Raw genomic sequence first — 11,336 nt, 5'->3', positions numbered from 1 at the left:
GATTAAGGCAACGTAATGATTTTTATTGATGGAATTATCTATTCTCTACAAAACTCGGGTGGAATATCTGTTTATTTTGATGAGTATTTGAAATGTCTGAAGAAAAATAAAATTGAAAACGAATTGATTATTTATCCTAATAATAATCCCTATGCCAGCGAATTCAATGTAAACCGAACTCCGCGGATGAGTCTCAGCATAGAAAGATATATTGACGTAAGTATTTCACCTGAAACAAAAGATGATATTTTCCATTCTAGTTATTATCGACTCCCCGTAAACAAAAAAAATGTAAAAATAATCACAACTGTGCATGACTTCACATATGAAGTTTTCCCAAAGGGACTCAAAACAATAGTTCATCATTGGCAAAAAAAACGTGCAATACTCAATAGTGATGGGATTATTTGTATTTCTGAATCAACGCGAAAAGATATGCTTAAATACATCCCTGAAGCACGGGATATTCCTACAAAAGTAATATACAATGGCGTTAGCGATTTTACTCCTTTAGAGAAAACTTCCAGCAACGATAAATATGTGGTTTTTGTAGGAGCAAGAAATGGTTATAAAAATTTCACTTCTTGTGTAAAAGCACTTCAAAAGCATGAGGATATTAAACTTGTAGTAGTGGGTGGCGGCAAGTTTAACCCTGAAGAAATGACATTGTTAAATGAATATATTCCAGGTCGCTTTAATCATGCAGGATTTGTTAGTGAGGAAGAACTCAACTTACTTTACTCAAATGCCTATTGCCTTATTTATCCATCCTTGTATGAAGGCTTTGGAATCCCTGTCATAGAGGCAATGCGTTCTGGGTGTCCTGTTATAGCGTCGAACTCTTCTTCTGTAAAAGAAATCGCTACTGGCTCAGCAATTCTATTAGATAAAATCACCGAAGACGATATCAGTCATGCGTTGCTACAACTCGGTGATAACGTAATAAGAGAAAAATTAATCTCATCTGGATTAGTTAATTCTGCTAAATTTTCCTGGACAAAAATGGCTCAGGAAACATTAAATTTTTATGATGAAATAAGAGATATAAAATGAAAAAAGCATTAATTACAGGCGTAACGGGTCAGGACGGATCTTATCTTGCAGATTTTTTGCTGGAAAAAGGATATGAAGTCCATGGAATAATTCGACGCACATCATCGTTTAATACTGAACGAATTGATAATGCTTTGAGTAAAAATCGTAATATGTACCTTCACTATGGTGATTTAACTGATTCTTCAAACTTAATAAGATTAATGAAAGATATCAGTCCTGATGAGGTCTATAATCTTGGCGCAATGTCCCATGTTGCAGTTTCATTTGAATCGCCGGAATATACTGCAGATGTAGATGCGATTGGTACTCTTCGTTTGCTTGAAGCTATTCGTATTTGCGGCCTTGAGAAAAAAACCAGATTTTACCAGGCTTCTACTTCGGAATTATACGGTCAGGTAAGAGAAATTCCGCAAAAGGAAACCACACCTTTCCACCCTAGATCGCCCTACGCCGTTGCTAAAATGTATGCCTACTGGATCACTGTTAATTATCGTGAATCCTATGGTATGTACGCTTGTAATGGTATTCTTTTTAATCACGAATCTCCACGTCGTGGTGAAACATTTGTTACCCGTAAAATTACTCGAACACTGGCTAATATCGCGCAGGGGCTGGAGAAGCAGTTAGAGTTAGGGAATATGGATTCATTACGTGATTGGGGCCATGCAAAAGATTATGTACGCATGCAATGGATGATGCTGCAGCAAAATCAGGCTGACGATTTCGTTATCGCAACAGGTAAACAAATTTCAGTTCGTGAATTTGTAAGAATGTCAGCACGTGAGCTTGGCATTGAGCTGGCGTTCACGGGTACCGGTGTTGATGAAATTGCTACGGTAACGTCTGTTTCAGGTGATAATGCGCCTGAAGTAAAAGTCGGCGATGTTATTGTTAAAGTTAATCCCCGTTATTTCCGTCCTGCGGAAGTAGAAACGCTTCTCGGTGATCCATCGAAAGCGAAGGAGCTACTTGGCTGGGAACCTTTAATTACTGTAGAAGAAATGTGTGCAGAAATGGTAGGACACGATTTAGATAACGCGAAACAACACGCATTATTAAAAAGTCATGGCTTCAACGTTTCAATTTCTGTGGAAAGTTAATTATGATTAAAAAAGTATTTATTGCAGGTCATCGCGGGATGGTAGGCTCCGCAATTCTACGCCAACTATCCAGGCGAACAGATATCGAAATTATTACAAAAACAAAAGAAGAGTTAAATTTACTTTCAAAAAATGATGTAGAAGAATTTTTCCAGTCTTCTGATATTGATGAGGTTTATCTCGCTGCTGCAAAAGTTGGTGGAATTCATGCTAATAATCATTTTCCAGCTGACTTTATTTATGAGAACATGCTGATTGAATGCAATGTCATCCATGCAGCGCATCTTGCCAATATACCTAAATTACTTTTTTTAGGTTCAAGTTGCATCTATCCAAAATTTGCCGAACAGCCAATTAAAGAATCTGCTCTTCTTACTGGCGAACTTGAACAAACTAACGAGCCTTATGCTATTGCTAAGATAGCAGGTATTAAATTGTGTGAATCTTACAACAGGCAATTTGGGCGAGACTATCGAAGCGTAATGCCAACTAATTTGTATGGTGAAAATGATAATTTTCATCCTGAGAATTCCCATGTTGTTCCTGCTTTGATGCGTCGCTTCCATGAGGCCATGCTTAATGACGATTCAGAAGTAATTGTATGGGGAAGTGGTAACCCTATGCGAGAATTTTTGTATGTGGATGATATGGCGGAAGCTTCGGTTTTTGTAATGGAGCTGAATAATGCTACTTACGCAAACAATACTGCACCTATGCTTTCACATATAAACGTAGGAACGGGTATTGATTGCTCTATAAGAGAGTTGGCGCAAACAATTGCTGAAGTAGTTGGTTACAAGGGCGAAATAAAATTTGACAGTTCAAAGCCTGACGGGACGCCAAGGAAATTACTCGATGTACAGCGCCTGAAAGATATGGGTTGGTCCTACTCTACCGATCTTAATGTTGGACTTAAAAAAACATATAATTGGTTTTTAGAGAATCAAAATTCTTTTAGGAAGTGAAATGGTACACCGACTAAGCAAAGATTTATTTGAGTCTGTTATCGCTAATGCGCCTTTAATTTCTATTGATCTTATTGTTGAAAATTCTAAAGGTGAAGTTTTACTAGGATATAGAAATAATAAACCTGCACAAAACTATTGGTTTGTACCGGGTGGCAGGATATTTAAATCGGAAACAATCCCTAATGCCTTTAAACGGATCGCGTATGATGAGTTAAATCTTAACTTAGATATTGATCTTGCTACCTTTAAAGGTGTTTATGAACATCATTATGACGATTCATTCGTCAGTGACGATGTTAAAACGCATTATGTTGTTCTCGCTTACGCTATATTTAATGTATCTGATTCAGAAAGTATGCCTGACATACAGCATGCGAAATTTAAATGGTTCAGCAAAGAAGAACTTTTAGTTTCTGATTCCGTTCACACCTATACTAAAAACTATTTTCAAGAAAGGCATTGATCTTATGTCAGTAAAATTGTTACCTGTTATTATGGCTGGAGGTTCGGGTAGTCGTTTATGGCCATTATCGAGAACATTATATCCTAAGCAATTCCTTGCACTTACCTCTGATGCAACCATGCTGCAGGAAACGATTAAGCGTGTTGAATCTTTGCCTCATCTTTCACCGTATTTAATATGTAACGAATCGCACAGGTTTATTGTCGCTGAGCAACTCCGGCAACATAATATAAAACATGGAGGGATTTTCCTGGAGCCTGTGGGGCGAAATACAGCACCTGCAATAACTTTAGCGGCGTTACAGGCAGTTAAGAACTTAGACGATCCTGTTATGTTAGTACTGGCTGCAGATCACGTAATTAAGGATGAACAAGCATTCTTAACCGCAGTTGAAAATGCTATTCCTCTTGCTGAGTCTGGTAAGCTGGTTACATTTGGTATTGTACCTGACCGCCCTGAAACGGGATATGGCTATATCAAGCAAGGCGCTAATGTAAATGATTACTCCTTTAAAGTAGATTCTTTCGTAGAAAAACCAAATCTTGAAACTGCTCAAGAGTACTTATCCTCTGGAAAGTATTATTGGAATAGCGGGATGTTTTTATTTCGCGCCTCTGTGTTCTTAAAAGAAATAAGAAAGTTTCATAAAGAAATTTTAGAACACTGTGAAAAAGCCTTACTTGGTCAACATACCGATCTTGATTTTATACGTTTAGATGACACCGCATTCAAAAATTGCCCAGATGAATCGGTTGACTACGCTGTGATGGAAAAAACCCAGGACGCTGTCCTGGTTCCAATGAATGCAGCATGGAGTGATGTAGGTTCATGGTCTGCTTTGTGGGAAATAAACACTAAAGACAAAAATGACAATGCTATCAGAGGTGATGTCGTTACTTCAGATACATCCAATAGTTATATATACTCTCAAAATAAACTTGTTGCCACTGTTGGAATTGATAATTTAGTCGTTGTCGAAACTAAAGATGCAGTATTAATTGCACATAAAGATAAAGTGCAGGGCGTTAAAGATATTGTTCAACAGTTAAAAATTGATGACCGTTGTGAACATCTTCAGCACCGTGAGGTATTCAGACCATGGGGTTCACATGATACTATAAGTGAAGGTGCCCGTTTTCATGTTAAGAAATTGACTATAAAACAGGGGCAGCGCACTGCAACTCAGATACATCATCATCGTGCTGAACACTGGATTGTTGTATCTGGTACTGCAAGAGTATATAAAGGCGAGCAAAGTTACCTAATTACAGAAAACGAATCTATATATATACCTATAGGTGAAGCGCACGCTATCGAAAACCCTGGTGTTCTTCCTCTTGAGATCATTGAAGTCCGTACAGGAACATACTTGTCTGAAGACGATGTCATCCGTATTGGTGATGACGGGACAGGATATTAAGAATGAAAGTTTCTATAATTACAGCAACGTATAATAGTGAAAAAACAATCAAAGATACTATCTTATCATTAGAGTCTCAAGATTATGATGACATCGAGTTTATTATTATTGATGGCGGATCTAAGGATAACACACTCGCTGTTGCACAAGAACACAGTTCACGGATTTCTAAAATAATTAGCGAGCCGGACAAAGGTATTTATGATGCTTTAAATAAAGGCATCCTTCATTCAACAGGTGATATTGTAGGTTTTCTTCACTCGGATGATGTTTTTTCATATCCTTCCGCGGTGTCGGATATTGTAAATAGTTTTAGTAATAATAATGTTGATGCTGTTTATTCTGACCTTAATTATGTTTCTCAAAAGAACATGAATAAAGTGGTTCGTAAATGGCATAGTGGTGTCTTCGATATTAGAAAACTTAAGTTTGGATGGATGCCCCCGCATCCCACTTTTTACATGAAAAAGAAAAAATATGATGAGTGGGGCGCATTTAATATTTCATACAGAATCTCAGCAGATTATGATTCCTTGCTGCGATATTTATATGTTCACAAAGCCTCAGTATTTTATCTCCCAAAAGTTCTGATTTCGATGAGGGTGGGCGGAGAAAGCAATCGATCACTCAGTAATATTATTAAGAAATCCAAAGAAGATATTGATGTTATCAAAAAAAATGGCTTGTTCTGGCCAGTTGTTCTGATATGTAAAAATCTTTCTAAACTTCCTCAATTCATCAAGTAATGATATGAAAAAATTAACTTGTTTTAAAGAATATGATATTCGTGGGAAACTTGGCGACGAACTTAATAATGATATTGCTTATAAAATAGGCCGCGCTTTCGGCCAATTTTTACAACCTAAAACAGTGGTTGTAGGTGGCGATGTAAGACTTACAAGTGAAGAGCTTAAACTTGCTCTTGCTCAGGGCCTCCAGGATTCGGGGGTTAATGTACTTGATCTGGGTATGGTTGGTACTGAAGAAATTTACTTTGCCACATTTCACTTAGGCTGCGATGGCGGTATTGAAGTAACGGCGAGCCATAATCCTATAAATTATAATGGTATGAAGCTTGTCCGGGCAGGCGCAAAGCCCGTTAGTGGTGACACCGGCTTGAGAGAGATTCAGTCCCTTGCTGAGTCCGCTATTTTTAGTCCTGTTGAGAGTAGCGTTAAAGGGACTTATTCGAAAATATCAACCCTTAACGAATATGTTTCTCATATCATAAGTAGTATCAATCTCAAGAACTTAAAACCCCTGAAGTTGGTCGTCAATAGCGGTAACGGTGTAGCTGGGCATGTCATTGATGCTATCGAAAAAAGATTCGTTGAAAATAATGTACCTGTCGAAATAGTAAAAATTCACCATAATGCCGACGGCCATTTCCCTAATGGTATTCCCAATCCGCTCTTGCCCGAATGTCGTGAAGATACGCAAAAAGCGGTTATTGAGCATAACGCCGATTTTGGGATAGCCTTTGATGGTGATTTCGATCGCTGCTTTTTCTTCGATGAAAAAGGAAGATTTATTGAAGGTTATTACATCGTTGGATTACTTGCTGAAGCTTTCCTCAAGAAAAATCCTGGCGATAAAGTAATCTATGATCCTCGGTTGACATGGAACACTATTGACATTGTTACCTCAGTCGGGGGGCAGGCGATCATGTCTAAGACAGGCCATGCATTCATTAAAGAACGCATGCGCAAAGAAGATGCGATTTATGGTGGAGAGATGAGCGCGCATCACTATTTCAAAGATTTTGCTTATTGTGATAGTGGAATGATACCCTGGTTGTTGATCGCTGAACTGGTTAGTCTTAAAAACGTGTCTTTAGGTGAACTGGTTTCAGAAAGGATCGCCGCCTATCCTTCATCTGGTGAAATAAACATAAAATTAGCTGATCCTGACGCATCGATCGAGCGTGTGCTCGAGCACTACAAAGATATTGCAGAAAGTAAAGACTTTACTGATGGAATTAGTCTTGATTTTGGAACATGGCGTTTTAATTTGAGAAGATCGAATACGGAGCCTGTGGTGCGTTTGAATGTAGAATCACGAGGCAATATTCAATTGATGCAATCTAAAACATCTGAAGTATTGGACCTTTTAAATTTATCCAATTAAACCTAAAGTCAAAAATGTCTTTTAGTTTAGTTGCGTTTAGTACACCTGTAAATTTTAAGTTTTTATGGTTTAACGATATATGCTGAAACCATCAATTACTTCCCTCATCTCGTTATCATGGGATAACATGTCAACACATTAAAAGCAGTCGTGTACTGCTGATTTCACATCAAGACAGGAGTAGATATGTCTAAGCAACAAATCGGTGTTGTAGGTATGGCAGTAATGGGACGCAACTTGGCACTTAATATTGAGAGCCGCGGCTACACCGTTTCTGTCTTTAACCGCTCACGTGAGAAGACTGATAAAGTGATTGCTGAGAATCCAGGCAAGAAGCTTGCGCCGTTCTACACCGTTGAAGAGTTTGTTGATTCACTCGAAAAACCGCGTCGTATCCTTCTGATGGTACAAGCCGGTGAAGCAACAGATAAAACGATTGCTTCTCTGACTCCACACCTTGATAAGGGCGATATCCTGATCGATGGGGGGAATACTTTCTATAAAGATACCATCCGTCGCAATAAAGAGCTTTCAGATCAGGGTTTCAACTTCATCGGTACTGGTGTTTCTGGCGGCGAAGAGGGTGCACTGAAAGGCCCTTCAATCATGCCTGGTGGCCAGAAAGAAGCGTATGAGCTGGTTGCACCTATTCTTGATAAGATTGCTGCACGTGCGGAGGACGGTGAGGCTTGCGTCTCTTATATCGGTCCGGACGGTGCTGGTCATTACGTTAAGATGGTTCATAACGGTATCGAATACGGCGATATGCAGCTGATTGCCGAAGCCTATGCTCTGCTGAAAGGGGCGCTCGGCCTGAACAATGAAGAACTGGCTGAAACCTTTACTGAGTGGAATAACGGTGAACTGAGCAGTTATCTGATCGATATCACCAAGGACATTTTCACTAAGAAAGATGAAGAAGGTCACTACCTGGTCGATGTGATTCTTGATGAAGCAGCCAACAAAGGTACGGGTAAATGGACCAGCCAGAGTTCGCTGGATCTCGGTGAGCCGCTGTCGCTGATTACCGAATCTGTGTTTGCGCGCTATCTTTCTTCACTGAAGACTCAGCGTGTCGCTGCTTCAAAAGTTCTGAGCGGTCCTCAGGCTAACGCTTTTACCGGCGATAAAGCTGAATTCATTGAAAAAGTCCGTCGCGCTCTGTACCTGGGTAAAATCGTTTCTTATGCACAGGGCTTCTCACAGCTACGTGCAGCATCAGACGAGAACAACTGGGATCTGCAGTATGGTGAAATCGCGAAGATTTTCCGTGCTGGCTGTATTATCCGTGCGCAATTCCTGCAGAAAATTACGGATGCGTATGCAGAGAATGCAGGCATTGCTAACCTGCTGCTGGCGCCATACTTCAAAGATATTGCTGACCAGTACCAACAAGCGCTGCGTGATGTTGTGGCTTATGCCGTACAAAATGGTATTCCAACACCGACTTTCTCAGCCGCTATTGCCTACTACGATAGCTATCGTTCAGAGGTTCTGCCTGCTAATCTGATTCAGGCTCAACGTGATTATTTTGGTGCGCACACCTATAAGCGCATCGATAAAGATGGCGTTTTCCATACTGAATGGTTAGATTGATTTATAACGAAACCTCCCTTCTGGGAGGTTTCGTTTTTTAGTTCGCCTTTTTGCATATAACGCGATTGGAAACAGTCTATCCCGAGTTGAATTTTTATGAATGAAAATATTTCCACTAAAGGTAAAGGATCTGCAGCCCATGAAAATAATTCTGTTTCAAGCAATGAGCTTGACTTAATAGATGTTGTTTTTCAGCTGTGGCAAGGTAAGAAATTTATTGTCATTGGGATGATGACGGCGCTTATTATAGCAATAATATATGTGAGTGTGGTTAAGGAAAAATGGACATCGCAAGCTACAGTAACTTTACCCGCTGCAGGGCAGGTTGCTAACTACAATGCTGCTTTAGCTATTGTATATGCAGATACACCACAAGATAAACCTTCATTAAGTGGGTTACAAAATCAACTGTTTGGCCGATTCAGCGCTTCTCTAAATGCCTTGTCAGGCGCACTTGCCAACCTTGAAGAGCCTTTGTCGTTACGAGTAGAGCCCATCAAAGGAAGAGATGATGCACTCAATATCTCATTTGTTGGAAGCACGGCTAAAGAAGCACAATCACAACTTTCAAAATATATTGATAATGTTAATGCTGATGTTGTGAGAGATTATGGTGATGATATTAAGCGTAACCTTGGAGTGAAAACAAGGGAACTGACAAATACGCTCGATACCTATACTCAGGTTGCCATTAATCAAAAAGAGCACCGACTTGATGTAATCAAGCAGGCTCTCAAAGTTGCTCAGGCATCCAACGTCGATAAGCTGCAAGTCAATCAGGCAGAATTTCTCTCTGATGATACCTTATATTTACTGGGTACTGATGCACTGAATGCTATGGTGACAAACGAGAATTCTAAACCTCTTGATTATAGCAAAGAGTATTATGAAGCTCAGCGCGCTTTGCTGGCTGTGACGCATCTAAAAGTCGAGGTTGAAAACCTCCAATCCTATCGATACATTTCTCAAGCGGATCTTCCATTTAGGCGAGACAGTCCTAAAAAGGGCCTTATATTATTTCTTGCTATAATAGGCGGTGCAATTATTGGAGCATTGTTTGTTATTACACGTAATGCTTTTTACAGTTACAAGCAAAAATAATAAAGGCGATTGACGCATCTAAGAAATCTAAAATGATAGGTTGATATTGTAATTGTTAGAAAAAGCTCATTGTAAAATGAGCTTTTTTTTATTTTGATGGCATCAGGATTAAAAGATCTTTCGTAAAATCTGTGAGTAGGTGGTAAATCACCTCCACATCCTGAACATTTATTAAAAATTGTAGTTTTTACCTTATTGAACCAACAAATCCCCACTCCTCACCGACTTCTCTCCCGCCAGCCTCAACACCAACATCCCTGCAGTGGCAAATCTGGCCCAGTGACGGGCATAAAGTATCCCACCGAACTCCGCCACCAGTGGCGTGATATGGTCCGTTACCGGATCGACAATCTCCGCGACCACTTCACCTGGCCTGATAAGCGCACCCAGAGGTTTACGATGCAGAATCAGTCCCGACACCGGCGAGTGAACATATTCGCAACCCGCAAGCGGAGTAGGGGGATTTTTCAGCGCAGGCGACAGGGCGGATGTCCCTTCGATATGACGCTGTTTAATAATGCTGCTTTCATCAATGCTCGTTGCCACACCCGGAGCGCCGAGCCCGGTACCGCTCTCGTCAACGCCTACTACATCTTCGCCGCCGCTGGCGACCGACACCAGTTCATCACCGCCGATAACCGGTGCCGCGACCTCGACAGAAACGGCAGCCTCACTGGCGGTAATGTAGCCCGATTCCTGTAGCGCGCTGATAATCGCATCGGCATCCTGCTCCGCCTGCTCTGGTGACACGTCGCGCACGCCCCGAAGTTCAAGCGTCACAGGTAATAAGCCCTGCGGCATCGGAAACTGTTCGCCAAAGCGGTCAGCCAGCGTCAGCCAGGGTTCACAACAGGCTTCATCGAATGGCTCTCCGCCGGAAATTTGCGCCAGCAGTTGAACTTCACTGCCTAACCAGCGTGCCAGCGGTTCAACCTCCGGCCACGCATGAGGCGTGGTATACAGATGCGGCAGGGCTTCCCAGTCGCAATGCAGGTCGATCATTAAATCAGCCTGGCTGGCCATGCGCATCAGCGTGAAACGCTGTGCTTCAAGCTCCGTTTTGGGCACGGTATCACGGTAGTGGCGATCGATCGCATCGCGAATCAGCCGCTTGTTCTGGGTTTCGTTTGGCGTCAGGACAGTGGCCAGTTCATTAGCCAGCGACGCGCCAAGCGACGGAAACTTACGGTTAAAGTCTTGACCGGTCTGGGTATGAAATCGCCCTAAATGGGTGCCATGCCAGTGCTGGCTGAGCGCCAGAGGATTAGAAACCGGGATCAGTGTAAACGACGCTTTCAACCGTCCGGCGGACTCCAGGGTTTGCAAACGCTGTTTCAAAAACCACGCGACAGCCATGCCGGGTATTTCATCGCCATGCAAGGCTGCCTGGATATAAACCTGTCGCGTAGGGTCATCGCCAAAATGAAAACTGATGATTTCACGCTGGGTGCCGAGAGAGGCGCTTAACAAGGGGTGATGTTGTTGGTACATACCGTGTTAATGTC

Annotated in this window: 10 protein-coding genes; 9 read left to right on the top strand and 1 reads right to left on the bottom strand. The window is 41.3% G+C overall.

Annotation, left to right across the window (positions count from 1 at the left end; all coding sequences use genetic code 11):
- Nucleotides 1-15: 15 nt before the first annotated feature.
- From FBY13_RS10810 to wzzB, 9 genes are all read left to right on the top strand, one after another.
- A complete protein-coding gene (locus tag FBY13_RS10810) occupies nucleotides 16-1,053 on the top strand; it encodes a glycosyltransferase family 1 protein (protein WP_145394127.1) in 1,038 nt (345 codons plus the stop codon).
- On the top strand, nucleotides 1,050-2,156 hold the full coding sequence (gene gmd / locus FBY13_RS10805; protein ID WP_096010801.1) for a GDP-mannose 4,6-dehydratase: 1,107 nt from the start codon (nucleotides 1,050-1,052) through the stop codon (nucleotides 2,154-2,156). Before FBY13_RS10810 ends, gmd begins: the two co-directional genes overlap by 4 nt.
- A 2-nt stretch (nucleotides 2,157-2,158) precedes the next feature.
- Nucleotides 2,159-3,121, top strand: a complete 963-nt coding sequence (locus FBY13_RS10800; RefSeq protein ID WP_096010800.1) for a GDP-L-fucose synthase — start codon at nucleotides 2,159-2,161, stop codon at nucleotides 3,119-3,121.
- 1 nt (nucleotide 3,122) lies between these two features.
- Nucleotides 3,123-3,587, top strand: coding sequence for a GDP-mannose mannosyl hydrolase (locus FBY13_RS10795; protein ID WP_096010799.1), 465 nt, complete (start codon nucleotides 3,123-3,125; stop codon nucleotides 3,585-3,587).
- Between the two features lie 4 nt (nucleotides 3,588-3,591).
- A complete protein-coding gene (locus FBY13_RS10790; RefSeq protein WP_096010798.1) occupies nucleotides 3,592-5,007 on the top strand; it encodes a mannose-1-phosphate guanylyltransferase/mannose-6-phosphate isomerase in 1,416 nt (471 codons plus the stop codon).
- A 2-nt stretch (nucleotides 5,008-5,009) separates the two neighbouring features.
- Nucleotides 5,010-5,753 (top strand): glycosyltransferase family 2 protein, encoded by a 744-nt coding sequence (locus FBY13_RS10785; RefSeq protein WP_145394126.1) that lies wholly within the window; start codon nucleotides 5,010-5,012, stop codon nucleotides 5,751-5,753.
- Nucleotides 5,754-5,757: 4 nt separating this feature from the next.
- Nucleotides 5,758-7,134, top strand: a complete 1,377-nt coding sequence (gene cpsG / locus FBY13_RS10780) for a phosphomannomutase CpsG (protein ID WP_109717345.1) — start codon at nucleotides 5,758-5,760, stop codon at nucleotides 7,132-7,134.
- Between the two features lie 186 nt (nucleotides 7,135-7,320).
- A complete protein-coding gene (gndA, locus tag FBY13_RS10775) occupies nucleotides 7,321-8,730 on the top strand; it encodes an NADP-dependent phosphogluconate dehydrogenase (protein WP_145394125.1) in 1,410 nt (469 codons plus the stop codon).
- Nucleotides 8,731-8,826: 96 nt separating this feature from the next.
- Entirely contained in the window at nucleotides 8,827-9,831 is a 1,005-nt protein-coding gene (gene wzzB / locus FBY13_RS10770; RefSeq protein WP_096010794.1) for an LPS O-antigen chain length determinant protein WzzB, read from the top strand.
- Between the two features lie 192 nt (nucleotides 9,832-10,023).
- Here wzzB and FBY13_RS10765 read toward each other — a convergent pair whose 3' ends face one another.
- Nucleotides 10,024-11,322, bottom strand: a complete 1,299-nt coding sequence (locus FBY13_RS10765; RefSeq protein WP_096010793.1) for a succinylglutamate desuccinylase/aspartoacylase family protein — start codon at nucleotides 11,320-11,322, stop codon at nucleotides 10,024-10,026.
- Nucleotides 11,323-11,336: the final 14 nt, after the last annotated feature.

Source organism: Pantoea sp. SJZ147 (assembly GCF_007828605.1).
GTDB classification, from domain to species: Bacteria; Pseudomonadota; Gammaproteobacteria; order Enterobacterales; family Enterobacteriaceae; genus Pantoea; species Pantoea allii.
This window is presented reverse-complemented; position numbering and strand designations above follow the sequence as displayed.